Source organism: Psychromonas sp. Urea-02u-13 (genome assembly GCF_002835995.1).
In the GTDB taxonomy this organism is placed as follows: Bacteria; Pseudomonadota; Gammaproteobacteria; order Enterobacterales; family Psychromonadaceae; genus Psychromonas.
On the sequence record NZ_PJBZ01000086.1, the window covers coordinates 1 to 24,921 of the forward strand.

Here is a 24,921-nt window from a genome sequence, read left to right on the forward strand (position 1 = left end):
GTAGTTATCTGAACGACCGCCTGGATAGTAGAAATCAGATTTATCCATTGGGATAAAACGATGAATACGCTTGTCTTCAGGCATACCTAACGTATCTTGCATAGTTTGATGAATGACATCTGATAATTTAGCTTTTATTGGATTAAGATTTTCTTTAATTCCGAAGATTACGATCATATCGACTCTTTGATAACGTATAGCACCTAATTAAGCGGACAAAAATTGTTGCTTATAATTCTGGACCAGAGCGAAACAGCCAACTATTTCGTTTAAAGATCTTATCGTTAACTTCCATCTCAGAAACGAGCTAATTTAATTATTAATATTACTCTCGAATATTTTCTAATTTTTTATGTCCACATTTTTCACAAATTACGTATCGGTCAGTTAGCGCATGAGACAAATCGCTTACGCTAGCATCCGATAGAAAAAAGCCAGATAGAAAAGCTTTAAATTGTTCTTTTTTGCTTTTCCCATATTTAGAAGGTTTCTGCACAATCGCTTCTTTATGAGCAGTTTCTTCACCACAAATTTCACACAATTGGATTGGCATAATTTAAACTCTCCGGAAAATATTAGTTAGCTAACACCCACTCAAACGGGTAAAAAACATTGATTATAATGTGCAGTAAAGCGAAACCTAAGTAACTGCTCTTAGTTACGTTTAAACACCTTCCTCGCGGTTAAAACTATAATCTTCGCCCCAAATTTTAAGCCCTAAGATGAGGATCCCAAAAATAGTTAGTAAATGTGAATGTACTCATCGCAAAGCGATGGCCAACTGTTATTTTCCGTTTAAGAAATTCGTTATCTTTAGCAAATTTATATACTAGGTTTTAAACCATGATTGATAGATGGGATTTGAGTCTTTCATGTCAATGTACAACCACACCATGCGATCTACGAACCATGCTTTAAATGCCATTACCCAAAAGTTTCCAAGTATTAAAATCCAAAGTTCTAAGGCATAAAGCCCATATATAAAAAACGGTAGACCCATTGCTGTTAATACTTGAAGAGCCCGACAGGCCTTAATGTGATGAATGGGTATAACTTCATTTTCACGATTTAAGTATATACGTTCCCCAAATGTCCCCATTGAGGCCCAGTTATTAGTCCTTTTAGGCTCGCTGAATAATCGAGGATTTACCCAAACCCATAAAAAAGAAAGCGCAATTAATACTAAAGAATAAACGTCAAACCACTCTCTTGACCAAAAAGCCAAAGATATCAATGGTAAAGCTGTAAATCTTGTATAAACACTCCAAGGATTGGAATGCCTGCTCCAGGTTTCATTATCCATCGACATTGCTTTTTCGGCATACTTAAGGATATCCACCAAACCTCCTTTAAAACATAACGCCACTTAAACGGACAGAAATGATTCGCTAAAATTTTTGAGGAACAAACAATAATCAACTGTTTATGTTCCGTTTAAAGTGCTTCTTAGCTGTGTTTAATAAACAGTGCTAAGCGCTTTTCTCCATTCAGGTTGCTTATCTTTGAAAGCCCAATATGTTTCAATATTTATGATGACTCCGTTCTCAAAATCAAAGATAGAAGTAGCAAAAAAACTATCGTTACAATCGGGGCTAGAGACAAATACAACACTAATAACGCGATCTGAAAGTGTTTCTTCAATCACTTGTACGTCAAAACGCCAACCATCACCAAAAGCTTCGTTTACAGCGATAAACATCTCTCTAGAATCATAAAACTCTCGGCTAGTTGGCCATACAACTTTCAAATCACAATGAAGGATTGATTCTGTACTTCGATAATCAGCTTTGCTAAATGTTTCCCAAAGCGTGTTAACTATTTCAATTTTATCCATGATTGTCCCCATAAGCTTCGATTGAACCGTAAATACGAGACAGCTAACAGTTTGTTAAATGGAAAGTGACCGTATATTCCCCCTATTTAGGGATACGATTATATTATTAAAGTAGATATGATGCTTTTAATCTCATCACGTAAATCATTAAATTTACACAAATAAATTACATTTAGGCAAGCGGCTATTCCGTTTACATTTTTCTTAATAAATTAATTTCTTTAACAAATGAAAACATGATTTTCTCGAACTGCAAAACCGCTACCAATTAAGGTTACCTATAACTAGATGAGTTTGACAAATGGCATCACTGAACAACTCAAAAACAGTAATATTCGACTTGTGCACTCAAAGTTTAAGGTCTTTATTTTTCTTTTATTTGCAGAAGTAAACTAGGTTATTCTACAACTTTTATATACCCAACTAATCTCATTCAGATAACACCTACTTTCCGTTTATGTTTTTCTTGGTAAATTAATTCCTTTAGCAAATAGAAACATGGATGTTTCTCTTAAGTTCGGTTCCGCATAGGGATGTGCGGTCCGAACTGGTGCGTAGAAAGGGATTTATTTAGCAAGATAAAAAACGTTTCGGAACGGCACTTTTTGGTTACTTTTTCTTGCTGTTGAGAAAAAGTGACTCGCCGAGAGGCGAAACCACTGCCAACTAAGATTATCTATCGACTGGATGAGCTTGACGACCTGCACCACTAAGCAACTCAAAACTGACTTCTTTGTTTCATTTCCACACAGAAACGAGCCTCCAAAAACAGCACTCAAAGTAACTAAAGGTAATTTAACTTTACATAAATTGAAACGACATCGTTAAGTTGAAATAACCGTGCTAGAATCCCGCTCCGTTTAATTTACTCTGCTAAATAAAAAACAGATAAAAAGTAAATAAACATTCAGATTTTAATGCCAATTTTTATATTGCGGAGCACAAAATGAAGTTTCCAGGTCAACGTAAGTCAAAGCACTATTTCCCAGTAAACAATCGGGATCCATTATTGGCTAAACTGAACCCATTACCGCAACCGACTGCCACTTATATTTCAGGCATCGATCAGACTTTGGTTGATATCGAAGCGAAAGTTTCTGATCAGCTGCTTGAGAGATACCAATTACCCAAAGGTAATTCGACATTAATTAATGATCAAATGGCTCATGCGCTTTATAGCGAGCTAAAAGAAAATAAAATGATCAGTGATGAATTTGCAGGCGGCACGATTGGCAACACAGTGCATAACTACTCTATTCTTGCTGATGATAAGTCTGTGTTATTTGGTGTAATGAGTAATAATTTTGAAGTCGGCAGTTACGCTTATCGCTACCTGTGTAATACCTCTTCAAAAGTTAACCTTAATTATCTGCAACCTGTTTCAGGATCAATCGGACGTTGTTTTACGCTGATTTCTGAGTGTGGAGAGCGTACATTTGCCATCAGCAAAGGTGCAATGGACGAGTTAACACCAGAATATATCGATAAAGATATTGTTCAGGGCTCTGCCGCTTTAGTATTAACAGCTTATTTAATGCGCGCGAGTGATGGCGATCAAATGACAGAAGCTGCATTAAAGGCAATTGAATATGCTAAAGAAGCCGATGTACCCGTCGTTTTGACATTAGGCACACACTTTTTAATTGAAGAGAAACCAACTTGGTGGCGTGACTTTATCAAAGAAAATGTGACCATTTTAGCGATGAATGAAGATGAAGGTAAGGCGTTAACAGGTTTTAGTGATCCTTTACTTGCTAGTGAAGCCGCGCTTGAATTGTGTGATTTAGTGTTAACGACCGCAGGTCCATTAGGGCTTTATACGGCAGGTTATACCGAAGAATCAGAGAAAAGAGAAACCTCTAACGCACTATTACCGGGCATGATTCCTGAGTTTAACCGCTTTGAATTTTCTCGACCAAAACTACACAGTGACTGTGAAAATCCTCTTAAAGTTTATGCGCATATCTCGCCGTATATGGGTGGACCTGAGATCATACGAAATACCAATGGTGCTGGTGATGCAGCCCTTTCGGCATTGTTACATGATCTCGCTTCTAATCGATTCCATAAAAACAATATACCGGGCTCAAGCAAACATATTAGTGATGGTTTATGTTATTCCTCTTTTTCTCAAATATGTAAATACGCAAACCGTGTTGCTTATGAAGTGCTTGCACAACATAGCCCACGCCTTTCTCGCGGTTTACCAGAACGAGAAGACAGCTTAGAAGAAGCTTACTGGGAAAGATAAACACCACTTAACTGAAGGCTAGCGATTAGCCTTCAGTTATCCTTTTTTCCCAAAGTGATAACTCCCCTTCAATACTGCTTTTTTTTTATCAATATCCCCCTCACAATCACAGTAAAATAGTTATAGAATCGCTACATTAATGGCACTTCATATATGCACGCATACTCATAAATTAGTGCGCTAAATCAGAGTGCTCAGTCAGTACGATAGCAATATAAGCCCCCAAAAAAGTAACTGCTCAGGACTAAGCTATTTATGCTTAGTTCAAGGCGAAAAAGCGCAGTTTAGTTGTTTAAATAAGCATTTTTTAACGATGACAAATATGTATGGAACATATTTGAATGGTTTTAGCCAGTCGCGTAGCGATGAAGTATAGGGATGTACTTCATAAATAGGCTTAAATAGCGACGCCTTGAGTAGTTACCAAAAAATCACCTAACCAGACTCGCAACAAAGGAATAAACTCAGTGAAAAAAATTAATGGCCTTAACGAGATAATTGATAGTTTCGATACCTTCATTCTGGATCAATGGGGCGTCTTGCATAATGGAGGCGACGCATTTCCAGCAGCGATTGAAGCGTTAAAATTTTTAAAAGCGCATAACAAAAAAGTCGTTATTCTTTCTAACAGTGGTAAGTCTGGCGCGTTTTCTTATGCTCGCCTGCAAGACTCTGGTATTAGCCGTGATTTGTACTTTGATGTATTAACCTCGGGTGATCACATGCGCCATAACTTCAGCTCAGGAAAATTTAAACAGCTAGGCCAACAGGCACTGCACTTTACTTGGGATAACGATGATAGCGTGCTGGATGATTGCGGGTTAACGGAAGCAAAAATACAGGATGCTTCCTTTGTTTTATGTTGTGGCGTTGATAGAGGTGATGTTGAGGCCTATATACCAGACTTGAAAATGGCTTATCAAAACAACCTTGAATTAGTCGTAAGCAATCCAGACCTCGTTGCTATGTCACCAGATGGTGCATTAAAAACCTGTCCGGGCGCCATCGCTAAAGCGTATCAAGAAATGGGTGGCACAGTGCACTGGCACGGAAAACCACAGCGTGAAATTTATACCATGTGTAAAGAGCTAGTAGGCGGATGGGAAAATGCGATTGCGGTGGGTGATAGCTTAGAGCACGATATAGCGGGCGCTAATGGCGCGGGTATCAGTAGCTTATTTATAACCAGTGGTATTCATGCAAAACACATTAGCGATCAAAAAAGCATCGAACATTTATGTGAGACTTTTTCAGTTAAGCCGAGCTTTTCTGTTGATTGGTTTAACACTTAGCCCCTCTGAATAACCCATAAAGAAACTAAAAACGAAGTGCATCTATGAATTAGATGCGCTTATAAGTTAATAGCAAGTTATCGAGTATTAAGCGCGCTTTACATATTTAGCGGTGACCATCATCTCACCCGCACCATCGACTTTACAGTCTAATTGGTGATCTTTTCCTTCAAGAATGCGTTTGATAACCGCTTTAGTGCCCACCTTGAGTACATTATACCCGTTACCAATCAAGGTGCTTTGTTCAGTCGCTAGCTCGGGTACCAAGGCAAGACGCAACATGATGACAATGGCTAGCCCTTATCAAATGTTGCAACGCAGAATTGGTTTCCGAGCTAGCGACCCGTAGGGCAAGCGATGAGGCAAACACCTTCGTTGTTAGGAAGTATTGATTGAACCAGTTAGACCTTCAACTTCCTGCCTAAAATCTGTTCACCTCATCACTTGCTGAACTTTGCAACTTGAATGGTGACGGGTATAGACGTACCAGTCACTTTGAGGTCTTTAATTAATGTGACCTTAGCGCCCTCTTCTAATAACGTGCCGTTGGCATCTTTTACAATCACGGTATCTTCAATCAATTTTTCAGCCGGATTCCATTCAAAAGCACATTCAGGGCAGATTAAGTTATTACGATCTTGGTAAACAAATTTAGATTGGCATTTTAGGCAAGCAGGCAAAGACATACAGTATTACTTCTTTCAATTAGTTGGACGTATAGAGTAATAGTTCAGTGCCTTTTTAGCGAATGAATTTTAGCGAATGTCACTGAAAAACAAGCAATCCACCACCAGCTAACAAGCACTAATAATATTTTTCTACGGCCAATAAAAAAGCCTCAAATCGTTAAGATTGAGGCTTTTCAACAAAGTCATACATTTGCTTCAGATTGATAAATACAAGTGGGTGCAAGAATAAATCTTCTGAAACAAGTGTATAACTTGTCTACAGAACACTTTACTCTAAAACCTATTTTTATAATATTACACCTTATTACACACTCGCTAATGCGATGATTTATCTGTTTTTCAAATTCAAGGTATTAGCAATACAAATAGCAGAATGTGCGTCATTAGCGGCATAATAAATCTGATTTTTACTCAGCGGGTAAGCGCCCCAATTAGATTGCTGCGCCCCTTTTGGTAATCTGGCGTTCAATACCATTGCGACCGCTGCTCGTGCGCCAATTTGATTTTTTTCGCCCACTAAATTCTTTAAGGCCACTGCTAAATTCAATGTATTGACCATATTGATAGCGAGTTTATTACGTAATTCTTTAACATCGCCATTGGTACCAAAACCAATCTTCTTTATCAGAGGATCGCTTAATAATACGCTGGCAGCCGACACAGCTGCCGGAAAGCGTGTTGGAAACAAAAATGCCATCGTAGGCGTAGACAGCTGAATCAATGTTGGACCGGGGCAAACAACCCCTTTACGAAAAATAGGTTTAGTTTCAGTATCAAAACCTAGCGAGGTTTCTGTGCTTAATACCGCCAATGCTTGCTGTGCATCTTGCTCATTTTCAACGATGTGAATCTCGCTTAACCCAAGGCCGACATACAAGGGTAATAATCTAATCTGTTCTTTGCTTGGCCGTTGCATCTTCTACCCCATTAGGTGTTTTATAAAGTAGGGGTAGCGTAATCGAAAATGGAACGTTTCGCTTATTAAATTTCTCACATTCATTAAAAACACGGCTGAGAACGCATTTCAGCGCGTTGATTTAAATATTGGCATCTAACGGGGGGATCAAAATTAGGGAAACCCGCTTCTGTAATCTCTTCTTCTAAGGGCAGATATTCTTGTGTCTCTACAACGGGCAAGCTCGGTAAATCAAGCGCAGCAACATTCTGGTTGCAAATAAGGCTATGGCACACAGGTATACCAACATACCTTACTGTAGAGGATTTAAGTGTCGCTCTCTCTTTCTCTGTAACTTGTTGTATTCGATAAGTGGGAAGCACTAAGTTTAAATAATCATTCTTCTCCTCAAAATAAACAGATACATCAACCGCTCCAGAAAAATCTGAATACGCTTTTACTGAAAATAATAGAGACGTGATCACTGACAATAAAACAGCCTGAAAAATAGCGGTTCTACACAATGATTTTTGTCTTGTTCGCATCACTCTAATCCGATTCATGAAAAAGTTGAGGATTATAGGCTTTAAACAACATAGCCGATAGTGATTATCATTACAAAATTGTAACCGTTTGTAACAGTTACTTTTTTGTCTTGCGCTTCTCCTGCCTGTCTTTTTAATGGATAACTGATAAACTAATACTACCCCACGATATATCGCGCCTTCAACAATAATGAGAGAAAAATTATGACCGCCACTATTAAAGAGTTCTTAGCGGACTCGCAATTATTGCTTAATGCTGTGGGTGAAGGCGTTTATGGTTTTGATAAAAATGGCCATGCGGTGTTTGTAAATCCCGCTTCAGAACAGATGACAGGCTGGAAAGCAGAAGAGCTACTGGGTAAAAACATCCATCAATACCATCATCATAGCCATGCAAATGGTGATAACTACCCCTGTGAAGAATGTAATATTTACAACACCATGCGTGATGGTGTAGAACGAAAAATTAGTCATGAGGTATTTTGGCGAAAAGACGGTACTAGCTTCCCCGTTGAATATACCTCAACCCCGGTCTTTAAAGCAGGTGAATTGATTGGCGCGGTGGCGGTGTTTCGGGATGTTAGCGAGCAACGATTAGCAGAAAGCAAACTACGTTCGGCCTTAAAACAAGTACAAGCATTAACAGAAAAATTACAGGCAGAGAACAGTTACCTGCAAAGTGAAATTAATGAAAACTGGCATGGCTCAGGTTTAGAGGGTAATAGCCCTACATTCCAAGCGATGTTGCAGCAAATAAAGCTAGTGGCTCATACCAACAGTACCGTGCTTATTTTAGGTGAAAACGGCACAGGTAAAGAACTTGTCGCACGTAATTTACATCAGTTAAGCCAACGGAAAAATAGACCGCTGGTTAAAGTTAATTGCGCTGCATTTTCAGCTAACTTATTGGAGTCAGAGCTCTTTGGTCATGAAAAAGGCGCATTTACTGGTGCCACTGACAAACGCCAAGGCCGTTTTGAGCTTGCCGATAAAGGCACACTGTTTTTAGATGAAATCGGTGAGCTTTCACCTGATGCGCAAAGTAAATTATTACGTGTTTTACAAGAGCAAGAGTTTGAACGTGTGGGAGGCAGTAAAACCATTAAAGTTGATATTCGTATTATTGCAGCCACCAATCAAGATTTACAAAAAATGGTCGAGCAAGGTAAGTTTCGCATGGACCTGTTTTATCGCTTAAATGTATTTCCTATTGTGATGCCAGCATTAAGAGATCGTATTGAAGATATTCCCTTGCTTTGTCATAGTATTTTGGCGCAACTGAATCAGAAACTAAATAAGAACATCATCGGTATCAGTAAGCGTAGCCTCAACAAATTAGCGCAGTATCATTGGCCAGGCAATATTAGAGAATTACAAAATATTCTTGAACGTGAAGTTATTTTATCCACCTCAAACACGCTACAGATCCAGCAAAAATTTGAAAAATCGCCACTTGCCAATAACACACAGAACAAACCATTAAATGAGATTGAGAAGGCCCACATTATTGATGTCTTAAATGACTGTTTTTGGCGAATTGGGGGTGACGATGGCGCAGCTAAGGTGCTTGGTTTACCTGATAGTACTTTACGTTCACGCATGAAGAAGCTTCAAATTCATCGCCGTTAAGCTAAATGCCCAGCACTCAAGTTAAATAACAGATGAAAAACCACGACATATCGCGCAACAGCGATATATCGTGCCCTCTCAATATCAAATTAAAAAATTAACACTTTAAATACAAAGGCTTACATTAAATCATTTTTGGCATAATTATTGATATACAGTCACTACGTAATTAATTCTTAGTAGCCAACTATTAGTAGCCAACAATGAAATTTAACCTGCAAGAAGAACAACTCATTATTAAGCCTTACAAATCTCAAACAGATGTTTATGTCAGAGAACAACATGGCTTTTATCAAAAAATCCGCCGTAGCCTTAACTGGTGCTTGATGCTGTTATTTATTGCCATGCCCTATGTGCAATATAACAACCAGCAAGCCGTGTTATTAGATGTCGTAAAACAAGAATTTAGAATTTTTAATATGACCTTCTGGCCACAGGACTTTATCTTGCTCGCGGGTATTTTTATTGTTGCTGCATTTGCGTTATTTTTTGTCACCACTTGGCTGGGACGCGTTTGGTGTGGTTATGCCTGTCCGCAGACCGTTTGGACTTTGTTATTTGTGTGGGTTGAACACAGAATTGAGGGCACACGTAATCAGCGTATGGCCCTAGACAAAGCCCCGTGGACTCTCACTAAAGCCACTAAAAAGACCTTCAAACATCTCATTTGGCAACTCATGTCGATCTTCACCGCAACAACCTTCCTCTCTTACTTTGTGCCCTTCAGTGAACTTTATAGCACTATGCTGACATTGGAGTGGAGTCGCGCCGTAACCCTGTGGGTCTTATTATTTGCTATCTCTACTTACATTAATGCCGGTTGGATGAGAGAGCATGTTTGTATTCATTTATGCCCTTACTCGCGTTTTCAGTCGGCAATGTTTGATAAAAACACCTCTATGGTTTCCTACGATGCTAAGCGCGGTGAAAACCGTGGGCCACGTAAACGCAAAGACGATATTAAAGAGACTGGATTAGGAGATTGTGTCGATTGTAATTTGTGTGTTGATGTTTGCCCGGCGGGGATTGATATCCGTAACGGCATGCAATACGAATGTATCAATTGTGGTTTATGTATCGATGCCTGTGACCAAACCATGGAAAAATTTAACTACCCTAAAGGACTGATTAGCTACAGTAATGAATCACAACAAGCCGGCAAAAAATCGAAACGCTTTGACTTAAAACTCAGCGCTTATGGGGCTTTAACCTTAGTTTCTATTTTATTACTGGCTTTATGGATTGAAAATAGAGTGCCTTTAGATGTTAGTATTATTCGTGATAGAACTGCCCTGTATCGGGTAAACTTTGAAGGTATTGTTGAGAATACTTACACCTTAAAAATACTCAACAAAACACAAGTTGCTTTGCATTTTAATATTGATGTAAAAGGGTTAAATGTCCCTGATATCAGGCTACCAAAACAGCGACTAGTTGCGCCTGGCATTATGCAAGAAATCCCCATTACCTTGGCCATTGATGGCGAACTGTTAGCGCGTAAAAAAACAGAGTTTAGTTTTATTATTCAATCAATTGAACAACCTGATATGTTGATAGAGCAAAGTACGAGTTTCTTTACTGATTGATGCCATGTGCAGAGATTAATATCGCGAGGTCTATTTTGACTTAGCGATAGCACCTATTTACAAAGCAGATGGCTCAGGTTGTTACTATTTTACAATAACAGCAAAAAAAATTGCGCTATGATAAGTAACTGATCACTTTGTATGGCGAACTTCCCTTTGAATAATTACAAATTATTACCCGCTTTAATTTCTATTTTGCAAACTCGAAATTTGACAGAATCAGCACGCGAACTCAATGTCACGCAATCGGCAATAAGCAAAACCTTAACCCAAATTCGTAGCGCATTTCATGACCCGATAGTGATCAGAGAAGGTAATCAGTTTGTATTAACAGTTAAAGGGCAAGCATTAAAAAAACAGTTACCGATGTTGATGCAAACATTAGACAATTTATATCAGCCAAGTGTAATGGACCCCAGCCAGTGCCAACGTAAATTTACCTTAGCCTCAAGCGATTATGTGGCTCAAGCTATCTTGCCATCAATCTGTAGCGAACTAATCTGTGACGCACCAAATACCAGTGTTGAATATCAGCTTTGGCATAAAGACAAGTTAACCGAGTTAGCCAGTATGTCGTTAGATCTAGTCAGCACGATCACCGATACCGTGCCTGAAAATTTACATGGGAAAAGTTTAGGAGAAGATCAGTTGGTGATGATATGTCGCGCTGAGCACCCTTTATGCTACTCAAATAATTTATCAATAAACGATTATATTAATGCGCAACATGTACTGATCAGTGGAGGAGGAGATAAAGACAGTTCAGTAGATTTAGCGTTAGCAGAGCTTGGTGAGCAACGTCGCGTATTTGCATCGGTACCCTTTTTTCAATCGGCTATTGAGCTGTTATTAAAAACCAATACCTTACTGACGACACCATTACATATCGCTGCTGATTTTGCGCAACAGAATGACCTACGTATCATGCAGCTACCCTTTGACCTAAAAGCGCAGCAATATTACTTATTGTGGCATGCAAAACATCATCAAGATCCTGAACATACTTGGTTCAGAGAACTGTGTTATCCCCTGCTCAAAAATCATCTTCAGTATACCAAAACCCAAGGAATGAAATTACTTCATACCTACAAGTAGTAAGTACCATTTTTACTCATACATGAACTCAATTAAGATAAGCCTCATTAAGTGGGTTTATTAGGTAATATAAAAATAGGAGTTTGTAATGGAATTAACTGCGTGGGTATCTTTACTGCTCATTTGTATGATGGGAGCGATAACACCAGGCCCAAGCCTTGCCGTTGTCTTAAAGCACACTATTTCTGGTGGTCGTATGAATGGCTTCGCAGCCAGCATTGCTCATGGATTAGGAATTGCGTTATATGCGACATTAACGGTCGTTGGTTTAGCGATAGTCATTCAGCAGACACCATGGCTATTTAATGTGATTAAATATGTGGGTGTAGCAATGCTTCTGTTTTTGTCTTACAAAGCACTCACCTCAAAACCAACCGCAAACCGTATGATGCAACAAAAAGAAAGTGTGACCATCAAAAAGAGCATTGTAGAAGGTTTTATGATTGCTTTTTTTAACCCCAAATTAGCTATTTTCTTTGTGGCATTATTTGGACAATTTGTTGAAGCTGATGCCAGTTGGTTGCAAAACCTGATCATGGTCGCTACCGTCTTTAGTACCGATACTTTGTATTATTGCCTTATCGTTTTTGTATTATCACAGTCATCAGTAGTGGAAAAATTAAAAAACAATGTGCATATCATTGATAAGGTGACTGGCGTGGCATTACTGCTGATTGCAGCACGAGTGGCGATGTAGTTTTAGCCCAACAATACTCAAAGAGTAAGAATACAAATCACCATAGATAAAGTAATGGTGATTTGTATTCTTACTCATAACTTCATATTTTCTTCTTTTAACTTCGTGCTCAATCGCTTTTAGGCTTTGAATCTAGCTGATAGCTAACAGCTAACAGCTAACAGCTAACAGCTGACTTTTAGCTAACCGCTGACTTTACCCCACCAGCTCGTAGCTAATGACATACAAACTTTTTACATTTGGGTAAATCTCTTCAATAACCGCTTTTAATTCATCAAGCGTCATGTTCTCTTGTGTTGCATGAAATTCAGATAATTGATCGATATTAATAGGTTGTACGTCTTTAATGAGTAACTGACAAAACCATCGATTAGTTTCGTAAGTAGAGACTTGAACCGTGCTATTTTGGGTAAAGTTTTTCTCTGCTTCGTCACGAATAGTAATTGTTTTTTTGCCGGATAAAATATCCGCTTCAAAACGTTCAAAGAACGTCATTTCTGTTAAGCCCATTATTGGCTCCTAGGTAGTTATTGAATAGTAGTTTTTAACGGATCATTTACTTAGCCCGTGGAATATAGCGCATCTTCTCAATCGCTTGCTCTAAACTAGAATTCAAAAAACAGCTGAAATCAAGCAATGTAAAATTGGCCAATTGTTGCTGTAACTTGGCTTGCTCTGGAATTTCGTGAGAGCTTGCGATAATAACAATATTGCTATAATCGTCAAACTCCATGAATGCGATATAAGGAAATACAGCCTTTAAGGCCAGTAAAGCATGTATTAACTGCTCATCTGTATCGGCTTGCAAATTTATCATTAGTACGTGGTTAGCGACCATTATTTTTGCTAACTGTTGATAAAAATCTTCTTTAAATAAAAATTTAGGGTTATGTTCACCGATAAATAAATCACATAACACCACATCATATAACGCATCCGTTTGTTCAATAAACTGCTCTGCTTGCTGGCAAAACACTTCAACGCTTGGTGGCAAATTAAAATAGCGTTTAGCCATATCAATAACAACTTGAGAGGAATCAACGGAGGTTAATAATAAATCAGATATTGTCGCTAATGCACGTTCAATAGATGCGCCCCCTAAGCCTAAATTCAATATTTTAAGCGGGCTACTTTTGAATAATAAAAAAAGCAATAATGATTGATAAACCGGCATCAAAATTTCCTCAGATAATGATTTATTCATTAACGACTGAGTGGATGTTCCGCCATATTCAAACCAACGATATTTTGCACTTTCTTTGACTATTAATGCGATACCATTAGCATCTTGCTGATGTAATACGGTGCATTTTTGAGAGAGTAACGTCTTTAAATCCATAGTGACCTTAATTGCGTAGAGTTTAATGCCAGCTGTATTAATAAAGGCATTTTTTCGATTGCACTCTCACCCAAATAGGCAGATAAAAGTTGCTTTAAAGAGTAACAATTAAATAAGTAACTAAATACGCTACTAGTGTAACTAACACGAGTAGCGCGAGGTTCAGAGGAGAATACTTTAAAAAACAAGATACAAAGTAACCTAAGCTAGCAAAGGCAGTATGAAATGAGTAAAAATAAAGCGGCTTCTCTGTGAGTTATTTACAGAACCTCGATTAAATCAATATAACCTTAACTAAAACACCTTTTTATAGGTGACAAATGCATTTCTCTATAGACAATACTGTGATCTGCCTCTAATATATCGTTCATATTTTCTACACGCCTGTAGGGATGCCAAATTATGAGATTTAAATGCAAACATTTCTAAAAACTATATCCATCCGAATGCAAGTTTTGTTACCTGTATTGATCATGGTTGTTATTTTATTTACGTCATTATTATTCACAAAATATAACCTGTCTGAAGAGCAGGCCGAGATTACTAAAGATACACATTCTTTATTAAGCTACAAAGATACATTAGCAAAAATTGACGACAAAATTTACCCGTTACGCATTAGTGCTGTTTACGCGATTTATGATGCAAATCGTCGTGACAGTTTTCTTGTTGAATTAAAAAACAGCACAAAAGAAATCAACACTAGCTTGTCTATTTTTAACAACACACCAGAACTTTCAAAATACGTAAGAAATGTAGATGACGCGATTGGCGACTACATCCGTTTTTCACAAAATGCAGTGCTATTACTGAAGAAAAATGACCGTGGTTTAGTATCAGAAAGTGAGTTAGCTAACTTTCTTTCACAATACAAAAAATCTGGCACTGAAATGGTAGAATCTATTAATACCCTTTCTCAAAAAGTGAATGCCTACGCAACTGAAAATTTACGTGAAAGTACCCAAGATAACGACAAGCTGATGCTTAACGCGTCATTAATTACACTGGCTGTTTTTGTCCTATCTATTATAGGCGCTTGGATCTTATCAGGACAAATTGTTCGACCGATTACCGCACTACAAGCGATCATGCGTGAAGTTTCACAGGGTAACCTTGCTGTGACTGCTGACCAAGAAGGTAGCAATGAGATTTCTCGTTTAGGCGCAAGCGTAAACGTGACCGTCACTCAGCTATATAATACTGTTGAAGCATTAACACGCATTAGTGAAGACGTTGCAGCGGCATCAACTGAATTAGCAGCCGTGATGAACCAAGCGCAATCAAATGCACAACTTGAGCTGAATGAGATTGATCAGGTGGCCTCTGCGGTAAATGAACTTTCAAGCACAGCAGACAATGTAAGTAATAACGCAACACTGGCTGACTCAACGGCAAAAGAAGCAGATGCACTAGCAAAAATAGGCTTAGATATCTTCGCACAAAGCCAAGAAGCCAGTACTAAAATGGCCGTTACTTTATCTGAAGCGGCGACAGTCGTGAGCAGCGTACAAGAGCAATCTAAGCAAATTAGTAATGTGATTGAAGTGATTCGTAGCATTTCAGACCAAACTAACTTATTAGCTCTTAATGCCGCGATTGAAGCAGCCCGTGCTGGTGAACTCGGTCGTGGTTTCGCCGTAGTAGCAGATGAAGTACGTGTATTAGCAAGTCGTACACAGGAATCTACGATTGAGATTCAAACGATTATTGAAGGGTTACAAACCCAGTCTTCACATGCGAATGACAGCATGCAAGAAAGTATTTTGATGCTTGATACAAACCAAACACTGTCGAAGCAAGCGAATGATGCACTAGAAGGTATTACCGCCGCTATCTTCCAAATCAATGATATGAATGCACAAGTAGCAACAGCCGCTGAAGAGCAATCACAAGTAACACAAGAAATTGATCGTAACGTGACTAACATGTCTGATTTAATTAATCAGAATGTATCGGGTGTTAGTCAAAGCGCAACAGCAAGTGCTGAACTGTCTGAACTCGCTGAGCAGCAAAAAGAAAAATTAGCTTTCTTTCATTTATAAAAATGAAAGACTATGAATACGCTGAACTGGCGTATTAAAAAAGGGCCTACGTTATGTTGTAACGCAGGCCCTTTTTTTATGTCTTCTTATTAAGATTTTAATACGAACACATGCTGTCAATTCTCTTGTACTTCTAATGCTAATTGCTTTAAATAGTCACGCATAAAGTCAGTGCGACTTTGTGCCTCAGTTAATCCCGAAGGTGTTTTCATACTCGCAGCTAAGGTTAATAACTTAGTGTAAAAGTGATCTAGCGTATAAGTGCCATCATCTGGCGTTCGATTATCACAAAACATATCAATGCTTGAATACAATTGTCGCTCTAATTTTGCGCCCACTTGAATACAGCGTGCAATCCCAATTGCTCCTAGCGCATCCAATCTATCTGCATCTTGTACTATTTTAGCTTCCAGCGTTAACGCATCGACATTGGCGCTAAAGCTATGCGCAACAATCGCATGGCGAATATCAGGAAAATAATACTCTGGATAGTTAATACTTTTTAAAAAATCGATGGCTTTATCGGCAGCCATTATCGAGCTTTGTGCACGATCAGGGTGATCTTTGGGGTATGAAAAACAATCATGTAAATAAGCAGCCGGAATAGCAATTTCACCCACTGCCCTTTCTTGTTTACACAGTTTTTTAGTTGTTTTTACAACACGTAAAATATGGTTAAGATCATGGGCTAAATCCAGCTTCATTTCAGTTTTGATAAATGTGATAAATTGCACTTCGTATTGATTTAATAGCGTCACAAAAAGGCCTTAGTCGTTAATAGAAAATAAAACTCTAAAGAGAGGAAGTTAAGGATAAAGGCTTAACTAGGGTTTATCATTGAAGTTATAACCTAAGTTATTATTGCAGGTTATAGTTGGTTTAATAATGCCAGTTCATTGGTTGACTTAATCGCATCTGAGATACTTGCAAAGTAAATTTTGGTCAGGCAAAGCTCTGCTTTTTGAAACTCGTTAGCGCGAATTAATTGTGTCACGTCTTCGAGTTCTAATACCCGTCCGGTTTTTATTAGCGTTAATACACCTGAGCGCTCCTCCACTAGATAGGTGCAACCCGTAGAGTCTAAAATATAATCGTCATCACTTAAGATTAACGCGTCACACTCGTACTTAAAGGCGCATTCAGAGCCTAAATAAATAAGCTCATCATCGCCGTCTAATTTCAAAATACATGGCCAAACAATCACATGATTACCTTAATAATATAATTACCTTAATAGTGTCGTTACCTTAATAAACAGAAAAACACATGACAGTAACTAACATGAATAGGTCATTAGCTATCGTTATGTGCCATCAACCAATCAGTCGCTTCTACTTCACAGCTAAACACTTCAACATTGTCTGACAAGTGATTCTCAGTGATACCACGCTGAAATCCATTTTCTACCACCAGCGCAGTCGCGACACAGCCATTCTCATTGCACCAATGCGAGAACGCTTTTTCATTGCTCATCACCGCCGGTGAACCAAGCGAATTATCGGACCAGACTTCCAACCTCGACCAGTTTTTATTGTTTTTAGTGCGCACTGTCTTTTTAATAATATCAATAACTTCTTCGACGCCCTCTTCATCAAAAGGGCTTTGAGGATAAATAACTAATATATCGCCTTTCCATTCTACGATAATTTCATCGTGACTTTGCATACAAACTCCTGAATAGCTAACGTCCGCTTAAACGGACAAAAATGGTTAGCTAAATGAGGAGTAAGGTGCGAAATTTACAGCCTGTTAAGTGCCTTTATCGCGATATTAAAGTCCATTAAACTCATCTAACCAACCCATAAAAGAATCAGATACTTTTTTAACAGTAGACAAGTTGTGATCAAAAAACCACACCGGCGAATCTATTTGTTGAGTAGCACAATCTTCGAGTTTGAAACAAAACATATTACCCTTGCAGTCAGATGCAAATAGAATATGTCCCTTGGGCATACCTGTCATTTCATAAAGCTTTGAAAGCGAGTCAACATCACCTAAGCTCAAAAAATCTTGTACTTCAGATAGATCGGAGTTTAAATCGCAAATTTTAGTTAATACATTAGGTGTGTGCACTAAGCCGTAGGTAGAGATAAGGTATTTATATGACTCAGGTAAAACAGCGTTTAACTTCTCTTCAAGTTCCACAATATCCTGATTATTAATAGGTACCATTGCACGCTTACTACCCCAATTTTTTACAAATAAATCAATGCTATCCATGTAGCAATACTCCAATACACATTAACGCCCTCTATTAATTGGCTAAAAATAGAGAATTAAAGGAGTGATTAACATTAAGCTTCACCTTTAATTCTGTTGAACCGCTGTTCTCAAACACTTTACTCAGATAAGCATCTTCTCACCCTTTTATTACTCATTCGTTCCATCACAGCATCAAAATCTGGGATGGATTAAGCTTACCAATAACAAGTAAATTTAAGCGACAAAAGAATGCCGATTTATTAATTAACTAAATGCTTAAAATCATTTTCCACTAAACTTGTTTGCATTATTGAAATGACGTTTCGACTCGTTTCAGCAGGCATAAAATGAGATGCCAATTTCTGATTAATAATTAATGAAGAAAAGTGTTCAATCTCGTGTTCAAATCCCCCGCCTTTTTGCGACGAAGTAATTTGCTGCTTTTTCCCCTGATATAAAATATCGATAGTTTGAGGATTCCACCATTTTTCGTGAATGGTTATTTCTAACTCAGGCCCTTTAATGACGGCTTCACGCTTTAGGTTTTGCGTAATTGAAGCGCAAATATGTCCGTTAATTTTTCCATCAAAGATAAACTCAACGTTTTCATCAACTTCAGAGGCCTCATTATCTTTTTGGTGTGTTACAGAAGGCTTTACTAATGCACTGTTGGTGAGTTGGCATAAATCCGCGTACAACCATAAAGCATACACACCCACATCTAACGTTGCGCCACCGCATAAATCAGGATTGAATATTTGCTCTCGTGTATCAAATTCATGCCAGTTACCAAAAGCGCCTTCAACCGAGTCTATTTTCACATTGTTATCTTGAATAAACTGTCGTAATGCTTGGTAAGCAGGGAAGGCCACAAATTTCATCGCTTCAACAAGCAATACTCCTTTTTCTTGCGCAAGCGAATACATTTCATCCCAGTCTTGGACATTAGTAAAAGCCGGCTTTTCAACTAAAACGTGTTTACTCTTGTTCAAAAACAGTTCAACCATGCTTTTATGAAAGGGATGGATGGTTGCAATATAGATGGCATCTACATTTGGGTCTTCTGCTAATGCGAGGTATGAGCCATAACTTTTTTGACAGCCGTATTCATTAGCAAAGGCATCTGAACGTAATTGGTCTCTTGCTGCAACCGCGTATAACTCGGCGTTATCAACGTGCTGCGTTAAGTCTTTTACAAAACGATGGGCAATTTTACCTAATCCAGCAATACCCCAACGAACCTTTTTATTAATCATATAAATACCAAATAAAGTCAAAATGAGAAAAATGATATTACCGATCCGTAAACAATGAATCAAGCAAATCAGTGGATTGAATAATAATGACTATGGGTCGCGTATTAAGCAGACAAAAGAGAGGGAAATTGCTTTTGTCTGCTTAAATTGCCTTATGAAGTGGCTATTTACCGCCGGCGATATCGATGAAGGTACCGGTAATAAATGAGGCATCATTGGATAAAAGAAATGCAATAGAAGCAGCGACTTCATCTGGTTTACCGCCACGTTGCAGAGGTATTAATGCTTTCACGCGATTAACGCGATCTGGCTCGCCACCATCAGCGTGCATATCGGTATAAATGAAGCCTGGACGAACGCAGTTTACCCGAATCCCCTGACTAGCCACCTCAAGCGATAAACCAATCGTTAATGTATCTATTGCCCCTTTCGATGCTGCATAATCAACATATTCGCCAGCAGAGCCTAATCTTGACGCGACTGAAGAAACGTTAACAATCGCGCCTCCCTTAGGCATTCTGTTGATTGCTTCCCTACAACATAAAAAGTAGCTAGTGACATTGGTGGTCAGCACTTTATTGATTCTTTCAGCGGTCATTTCAGCGACACGCATTTGCGTAAGTAATACACCGGCATTGTTCACTAAATGGGTGATGTTACCCAAGGATTTATCGATAGTATTAAAAAGGCGAATAACATCATGCTCTTTTGAAACATCCGCTTGAACGGCAATAGCAGTCCCGCCCGCTTCTTCTATTTCAGCAATGACATTATCGGCTTCAGCTTTATTGGTCATGTAATTAACGCAAACTGCATAACCTTGTTTTGCAAGTAGCTTTGACGTTGCGGCTCCGATGCCTCGGCTACCGCCAGTCACTAAAACGATTGAATTCATTCGTACCTCGGTTATCGTGTTTATCATATAGACGCCTCTTTACGAGGCAGCCCTGTTTGCTAGCAAGGCACCCGATAATAAACATTATCTGTGTCTACGGTAAAGTTCATCGATTGATACAAACTTAAGGCGGTAGTATTGGTACATCCTGTTTTCAACTCGATACGAATCGCGTTGCTTTGTTTGGCAAATTCCTGCACTTTAAAAATTAATGCTTTTGACACACCCTTACCTCTAAAATCCCCCGAGACACCAAGGTCATTAAGAATCCATAATCGCTGTAACGCCAGCGTAGAATAACTCGGGTATAAATTCACGAATCCCATGATGCTGTCTGTTTCAGGATCTACAGCAATAAAAATGACCGACTCTTCATTCACTATTAGTTTTTTCAAAAACGCTTTAGTCTCTTTAGGGCTGCGCTCAAAACCACAAAAAAATCGATATTCTTCAAAAAGCACAACTAACTTGTCTAAATAATGTTCACTACAATTAATGATATTCATCGTTGAAATCCAATTGGTATAACGGCTTATTAAGAGAGGGAATTGTTCGCTACGATATAGAAATAAAACAAAAAACTATTTTCATTCCAACAATCGCGTCACTCAGGCAATTACTTTTTAGCTTGTAACAGCCACTCTGATGCAACCTCACCCATGGTTTTAGGTGTTTCATCTTTTATCCATGCCATGAATGGTCGATTAAAGGTAAAACCAGCGCCACATATTTCGGTTAAAAACCGGCGCACATTTTGCGTGTTTTTATAGTTTGTTGTTACTGGAGTGTCGGCCGTTATTTTATCGCTATGCCAATCGAAATGAATGCTCATATAATATTATCACCTTACTGTTATCGGACAATTACCTTGGAGTATTCAGTCACTAAAAAGGTCTAACGATATTGTGCAGATGTAATAAACTCGCCAAACGTCTCACACCAAATAATGACAGTATTATATTGAGATACATCGATACTTGGTGAGACGCTAACCACAAAGTTATTAAAAGTATTAACATCGCCAACACGTAACATGGATGTTTTTAAACGATTAAAATCGGCTTCAGTTTCAATAAACTCAGGCGAAAGATAGAGTTTGTAATCCGGGCCCGGCGCAAGATTGCCCATTAAGGAGATAAATTCAGGGCCAATAGCAACTTTACCTTGCCCCCAATGAAATGAATCACTGTCTTTCAGATCTTTTTTGAACTCAGTTTCATATTGTGACAGAGAAGCGATGGCCGTTATTTCAGATTCCGTTGGTGCAGCGGGCGCAATGATAATCGGCAGAGCGTATATTCCTACCGCAACGCCTAGCACTGCGACCAATAAATGGGTGACTATCAGTGTGACTAACATTTTTAATTTCATTGATAATTCCAATAGGATTAACCGAATTAATGTATCGCTTCACTACACAACCGATAAAACAGGGTGGATCTTAATCCGTCTTTGCTTTATTTATCTTCTTCTTGCGAATCAAGCCTTCTTGAATCGTTGAGGCGACGAGCTTGCCATCTCGCGTAAAGAACTGACCTCGAACAAGACCACGCCCGTCAGAGGCCACAGTGCTCTCTACGGCGTACAATAACCATTCATCTAAGCGGAAGTCTTGATGAAACCACATTGAGTGATCCACGGTAACCACTTGCATACCCGGTGATAAAAATGACACACCGTGTGGCTGCAACGCAGTAGGTAGAAAGTTAAAATCTGATGCGTAAGCTAAAAGGTAACGATGAACACGTAAATCATTAGGCATTTTTCCGTTTGCTTTAAACCACACCAAACGTTTTGCAGGTTCAATTTCAGGTTCAACGGGATGCACAAAAGTAACAGGACGCATTTCAATTGGTTTTTCACAGACTAACTTATCGCGGATGTTAGCGGGTAACATGTCCGTATGAATCAGTGCCATATCTTGCTCTGAAATTAACTCTTCTGGCGCAGGCGCATCGGGCATTTTATCTTGATGCTCAAAGCCTTTCTCTTTGGCTTTAAAAGAGGCAGTCATATAGAAGATAGCTTTACCATCTTGAATCGCTTTAATACGACGAGCAGAAAGACTGCGACCATCTCGAATACGTTCAACATCGTAAACAATTGGCCTGTCTGTTTTACCGGGGCGTAAGAAGTAAGAGTGAAAAGAGTGCACACGTTGCTCTGGTAAGACTGTTTCTTTAGCGGCAGAAATAGCTTGTCCCATTACTTGTCCACCAAAGACTAAACCTAAACCGAGATCTTGACTCTGACCACGATAGAGGTTTTCCTCTAATTTCTCTAAACTGAGCTGATTTAACAAATCGTTTAATACTTTACCCATTTTTAGCCCCTTTTCAAAAACAGAAAAGGGCGTATAAAACGCCCTTTTTATTTATAATAATCGTTTACTAACAGACGATTATAGTGCCATTAGTAATTTACGCACTTGTGCAAAATCAACCGGCATTTCTTTAGAAAGTAACGCTAAATCAGCGCGTGATGCTAAGGCTTCAGGAATGAAAATTTCACGTCCTAAAATTTCTTCAACACTTTCTTTGAATTTAGCAGGGTGTGCAGTACAAAGGAATAGACCTGTCTCACCTTCTTGCAATTGTTTTGTTAATTCACTGTAAGCAATCGCGCCATGTGGTTCACATAGGTAACCTAATTCGTCTAATGCTAATAACGCTTCTTTAGTCTGTGCATCGCTTAGTTTGCCGTAACCTAGCTCGCTTAAAGACCAACCTTTCACTTTAAATAGCTCTTCAATACGTGGCCAGTTGTTTGGCGCACTTACGTCCATTGCGTTTGAAAGTGTTGGGATCGTCGTTTTAGGCGTCCAAGCTTCACCCGCTAAGTAACGCGGTACCGTATCGTTTTCGTTAGTTGCTGCGATAAAGCGCTTAATTGGTAAACCTAGTGCTTTAGCCAGTAGGCCAGCCGTTAAGTCACCAAAGTTACCACTTGGTACAGAAATCACTAAGTCTTTACGCTGTGCTTCGTCTAACTGTGCAAAGGCTTCAAAGTAATAACAAATTTGTGCAACAAGACGACTAATGTTAATTGAGTTTGCAGAGTTTAGGCCAATTGCTTGTTTTAGCTCTTGGTCGTCAAATGCTTGCTTAACCATTGTTTGACAGTCATCAAACGTCCCTTCGATTGCAATCGTTGTAATATTGCTACCTAGTGTACAAAACAGTTTTTCTTGTAACGGGCTGATTTTACCTTTCGGGTAAAGAATCACGACATCAATGTTTTCCATTTCGAAGAAAGCATGTGCTACAGCTGCGCCAGTATCACCTGATGTTGCTGTTAAAATAGTGATTTTGCCGTTGTCTTTAAACGATGCAAGACATTGCGCCATGAAACGGCCACCAAAGTCTTTAAATGCTAACGTAGGACCGTGAAAAAGCTCTAATGCGTTGATGTTGTCAGTTACTTTTTTCACTGGCGCTTCAAAGGTAAAGGCTTGTGAAACAATACTGTTTACGGCTTCTTTACTTAGCTCATCACCAATAAGGTGCGATAAGATTTCAGTTGAACGGTCAACTAAATTCATTTTAAGTAGCGCGTCAATGTTAGTTAATGGCGTGATAGTTTCAGGAAAAAATAGACCCTGTCCACGACCTAGACCTTGTTTTACGGCCTGTTGAAAGCTAACTTGTTCGCTGTTATCTGAGATGTTGTATAAATTCATAGTTCTGTTCCTAACACGCGCGCACCTTGTTCATCAAGGTGGCAAATATGACAAAATCCTTCATCGTTCTGAAGGAAGTTTTCCGTTAACCAATTTTGTAAAGATTGAGCTTGTTGCAGGTCGGTCATCACTGCAAATACAGTCGGGCCAGAGCCTGAAATACCCATCGCTAATGCACCACTTTGCTCTGCAAATAAGCGCGCTTCTTTGAAGCCAGGGATTAGCTGTGCACGATAAGGTTCTGCAATCACATCTTTGAGCATTTTTGAAGCCAGCTCAGGTTGATTACTATGACAAGCATGAACAAACGCCCCTAAACGGCGGCCGTAAGTTAATGCGTCACTTAAACGATATTGCGCAGGTAAAATATCACGCGCTGCAGCGGTTGAAATAGTAATACCCGGATAAGCAACAACCCAGTACCACTGTTTAAACGAAGGAATTTTTTGACTAATAATATCCCCTTCGTTAATCATTAACTGCATGCCACCTAAATAACACGGCGCCACATTATCGTAATGAACGCCACCACTGATGATACCTTCCATGTCGCCCATAATAGCAAGCATGACTGTTTCATCAAGTGGGTGTTTATGCAGTGCATTTAGTGCTTCTAATGCGGCTACGATTGAGCTTGAACTTGAACCTAACCCACTGCCTACTGGCAAGTTTTTCTCAAGGGTAATGTCCACATTCAATAATGTAGTGTCTGTTTTTAACAGCGCTTCTTTAAACGCCACATAACAATCAAAAACAATATTCTTTTTAGGATCGCTTGGTAATTTATGCGCAAAGCGACCCACGCAGTCAAAGGTAAACGCTTCTTTACCTTCGCTGATTTTCACACGATCACCCAATTGCTGACCATCGATAGGTGTTAAAGCCCCACCAAGTACATCAAAACCAACACTTACGTTAGCGGTTGAAGCCGGTGCGTAAACGACAAGAGACATGTTAAAATTCCTGTTTCTGAACTTGATAGTTGTTCGTAATAT

General features: G+C 38.9%; 27 protein-coding genes and 1 pseudogene. 7 read left to right on the top strand and 21 right to left on the bottom strand.

All coding sequences use genetic code 11. The features are described from left to right. Positions 1-325: 325 nt before the first annotated feature. The 3 genes from CXF74_RS16590 to CXF74_RS16600 all read right to left on the bottom strand — a co-directional run bounded on the left by CXF74_RS16590 (position 326) and on the right by CXF74_RS16600 (position 1,834). Entirely contained in the window at positions 326-553 is a 228-nt protein-coding gene (locus CXF74_RS16590; protein WP_101083647.1) for a hypothetical protein, read from the bottom strand. Positions 554-829: 276 nt separating this feature from the next. Next, positions 830-1,339 carry a DUF6653 family protein gene (locus CXF74_RS16595; RefSeq protein ID WP_101083648.1) on the bottom strand — a complete coding sequence of 170 codons (510 nt, stop codon included), beginning with the start codon at positions 1,337-1,339 and terminating at the stop codon, positions 830-832. 117 nt (positions 1,340-1,456) lie between these two features. Continuing rightward, positions 1,457-1,834: a hypothetical protein gene (locus tag CXF74_RS16600; protein WP_101083649.1), complete on the bottom strand. Its 378-nt coding sequence runs from the start codon at positions 1,832-1,834 to the stop codon at positions 1,457-1,459. A gap of 946 nt (positions 1,835-2,780) precedes the next feature. Between CXF74_RS16600 and CXF74_RS16605 the strand changes: the two genes are divergently transcribed. Beyond that, complete coding sequence (locus CXF74_RS16605; protein ID WP_101083650.1) at positions 2,781-4,085, top strand: inosine/guanosine kinase; 1,305 nt, start codon at positions 2,781-2,783, stop codon at positions 4,083-4,085. A gap of 467 nt (positions 4,086-4,552) precedes the next feature. Further along, entirely contained in the window at positions 4,553-5,377 is an 825-nt protein-coding gene (locus CXF74_RS16610; protein ID WP_101083651.1) for a TIGR01459 family HAD-type hydrolase, read from the top strand. Between the two features lie 87 nt (positions 5,378-5,464). Here CXF74_RS16610 and CXF74_RS16615 read toward each other — a convergent pair. The 4 genes and pseudogenes from CXF74_RS16615 to CXF74_RS16635 all read right to left on the bottom strand — a co-directional run. After that, positions 5,465-5,590: pseudogene (locus CXF74_RS16615) on the bottom strand (PhnA domain-containing protein); the annotation flags it as partial. A gap of 227 nt (positions 5,591-5,817) precedes the next feature. Then, the gene (locus CXF74_RS16625) at positions 5,818-6,063 is read right to left on the bottom strand and encodes a zinc ribbon domain-containing protein YjdM (RefSeq protein ID WP_101083652.1); all 246 of its coding nucleotides are present in this window, start codon (positions 6,061-6,063) and stop codon (positions 5,818-5,820) included. Positions 6,064-6,394: 331 nt separating this feature from the next. After that, positions 6,395-6,982: a 3'-5' exonuclease gene (locus CXF74_RS16630; RefSeq protein WP_101083653.1), complete on the bottom strand. Its 588-nt coding sequence runs from the start codon at positions 6,980-6,982 to the stop codon at positions 6,395-6,397. A gap of 83 nt (positions 6,983-7,065) precedes the next feature. Further along, complete coding sequence (locus tag CXF74_RS16635) at positions 7,066-7,506, bottom strand: hypothetical protein (RefSeq protein WP_101083654.1); 441 nt, start codon at positions 7,504-7,506, stop codon at positions 7,066-7,068. A gap of 204 nt (positions 7,507-7,710) precedes the next feature. Here CXF74_RS16635 and CXF74_RS16640 point away from each other — a divergent pair, with 204 nt between their 5' ends. The 4 genes from CXF74_RS16640 (at position 7,711) to CXF74_RS16655 (ending at position 12,513) form a co-directional block, all read left to right on the top strand. Next, positions 7,711-9,135, top strand: a complete 1,425-nt coding sequence (locus CXF74_RS16640; RefSeq protein WP_101083655.1) for a sigma-54 interaction domain-containing protein — start codon at positions 7,711-7,713, stop codon at positions 9,133-9,135. A 203-nt stretch (positions 9,136-9,338) separates the two neighbouring features. Then, positions 9,339-10,721, top strand: coding sequence for a cytochrome c oxidase accessory protein CcoG (gene ccoG / locus CXF74_RS16645; protein ID WP_101083656.1), 1,383 nt, complete (start codon positions 9,339-9,341; stop codon positions 10,719-10,721). Between the two features lie 156 nt (positions 10,722-10,877). Further along, entirely contained in the window at positions 10,878-11,816 is a 939-nt protein-coding gene (locus CXF74_RS16650) for a LysR family transcriptional regulator (RefSeq protein ID WP_232772561.1), read from the top strand. Between the two features lie 88 nt (positions 11,817-11,904). After that, the gene (locus CXF74_RS16655) at positions 11,905-12,513 is read left to right on the top strand and encodes a LysE family translocator (protein WP_101083658.1); all 609 of its coding nucleotides are present in this window, start codon (positions 11,905-11,907) and stop codon (positions 12,511-12,513) included. 195 nt (positions 12,514-12,708) lie between these two features. On the opposite strand, the gene yqfB is transcribed toward CXF74_RS16655, so the two are convergent. Both yqfB and CXF74_RS16665 read right to left on the bottom strand, forming a co-directional pair. Further along, a complete protein-coding gene (yqfB, locus tag CXF74_RS16660; RefSeq protein WP_198552891.1) occupies positions 12,709-13,023 on the bottom strand; it encodes a N(4)-acetylcytidine aminohydrolase in 315 nt (104 codons plus the stop codon). A 46-nt stretch (positions 13,024-13,069) separates the two neighbouring features. Continuing rightward, entirely contained in the window at positions 13,070-13,852 is a 783-nt protein-coding gene (locus CXF74_RS16665) for a spermidine synthase (RefSeq protein WP_101083660.1), read from the bottom strand. A gap of 413 nt (positions 13,853-14,265) precedes the next feature. Between CXF74_RS16665 and CXF74_RS16675 the strand changes: the two genes are divergently transcribed. Further along, positions 14,266-15,894, top strand: coding sequence for a methyl-accepting chemotaxis protein (locus CXF74_RS16675; protein ID WP_101083662.1), 1,629 nt, complete (start codon positions 14,266-14,268; stop codon positions 15,892-15,894). Between the two features lie 116 nt (positions 15,895-16,010). Here the strand turns inward: CXF74_RS16675 and CXF74_RS16680 are convergent, their stop codons facing one another. The 12 genes from CXF74_RS16680 to thrB form a co-directional block, all read right to left on the bottom strand. Further along, positions 16,011-16,598 carry an HD domain-containing protein gene (locus CXF74_RS16680; RefSeq protein WP_101083675.1) on the bottom strand — a complete coding sequence of 196 codons (588 nt, stop codon included), beginning with the start codon at positions 16,596-16,598 and terminating at the stop codon, positions 16,011-16,013. A gap of 164 nt (positions 16,599-16,762) precedes the next feature. After that, positions 16,763-17,098 (bottom strand): DUF4144 family protein, encoded by a 336-nt coding sequence (locus tag CXF74_RS16685; RefSeq protein ID WP_101083663.1) that lies wholly within the window; start codon positions 17,096-17,098, stop codon positions 16,763-16,765. Between the two features lie 89 nt (positions 17,099-17,187). Beyond that, positions 17,188-17,559, bottom strand: a complete 372-nt coding sequence (locus tag CXF74_RS16690) for a hypothetical protein (RefSeq protein ID WP_101083664.1) — start codon at positions 17,557-17,559, stop codon at positions 17,188-17,190. Between the two features lie 105 nt (positions 17,560-17,664). Beyond that, positions 17,665-18,114: an SMI1/KNR4 family protein gene (locus CXF74_RS16695; protein WP_101083665.1), complete on the bottom strand. Its 450-nt coding sequence runs from the start codon at positions 18,112-18,114 to the stop codon at positions 17,665-17,667. A gap of 242 nt (positions 18,115-18,356) precedes the next feature. Further along, positions 18,357-19,352 (bottom strand): Gfo/Idh/MocA family protein, encoded by a 996-nt coding sequence (locus CXF74_RS16700; protein ID WP_101083666.1) that lies wholly within the window; start codon positions 19,350-19,352, stop codon positions 18,357-18,359. Positions 19,353-19,515: 163 nt separating this feature from the next. Next, positions 19,516-20,247, bottom strand: coding sequence for an SDR family oxidoreductase (locus tag CXF74_RS16705; RefSeq protein ID WP_101083676.1), 732 nt, complete (start codon positions 20,245-20,247; stop codon positions 19,516-19,518). 59 nt (positions 20,248-20,306) lie between these two features. After that, positions 20,307-20,753, bottom strand: coding sequence for a GNAT family N-acetyltransferase (locus tag CXF74_RS16710; RefSeq protein WP_101083667.1), 447 nt, complete (start codon positions 20,751-20,753; stop codon positions 20,307-20,309). 110 nt (positions 20,754-20,863) lie between these two features. Further along, complete coding sequence (locus CXF74_RS16715; RefSeq protein ID WP_198552892.1) at positions 20,864-21,079, bottom strand: DUF6434 domain-containing protein; 216 nt, start codon at positions 21,077-21,079, stop codon at positions 20,864-20,866. Positions 21,080-21,141: 62 nt separating this feature from the next. Continuing rightward, complete coding sequence (locus CXF74_RS16720) at positions 21,142-21,618, bottom strand: DM13 domain-containing protein (protein WP_101083668.1); 477 nt, start codon at positions 21,616-21,618, stop codon at positions 21,142-21,144. A gap of 70 nt (positions 21,619-21,688) precedes the next feature. Continuing rightward, positions 21,689-22,570, bottom strand: a complete 882-nt coding sequence (gene tesB, locus CXF74_RS16725) for an acyl-CoA thioesterase II (RefSeq protein WP_101083669.1) — start codon at positions 22,568-22,570, stop codon at positions 21,689-21,691. A gap of 78 nt (positions 22,571-22,648) precedes the next feature. Further along, a complete protein-coding gene (gene thrC / locus CXF74_RS16730) occupies positions 22,649-23,926 on the bottom strand; it encodes a threonine synthase (RefSeq protein ID WP_101083670.1) in 1,278 nt (425 codons plus the stop codon). Beyond that, entirely contained in the window at positions 23,923-24,879 is a 957-nt protein-coding gene (thrB, locus tag CXF74_RS16735; protein WP_101083671.1) for a homoserine kinase, read from the bottom strand. The genes thrC and thrB overlap by 4 nt, the downstream gene beginning before the upstream one ends. Positions 24,880-24,921: the final 42 nt, after the last annotated feature.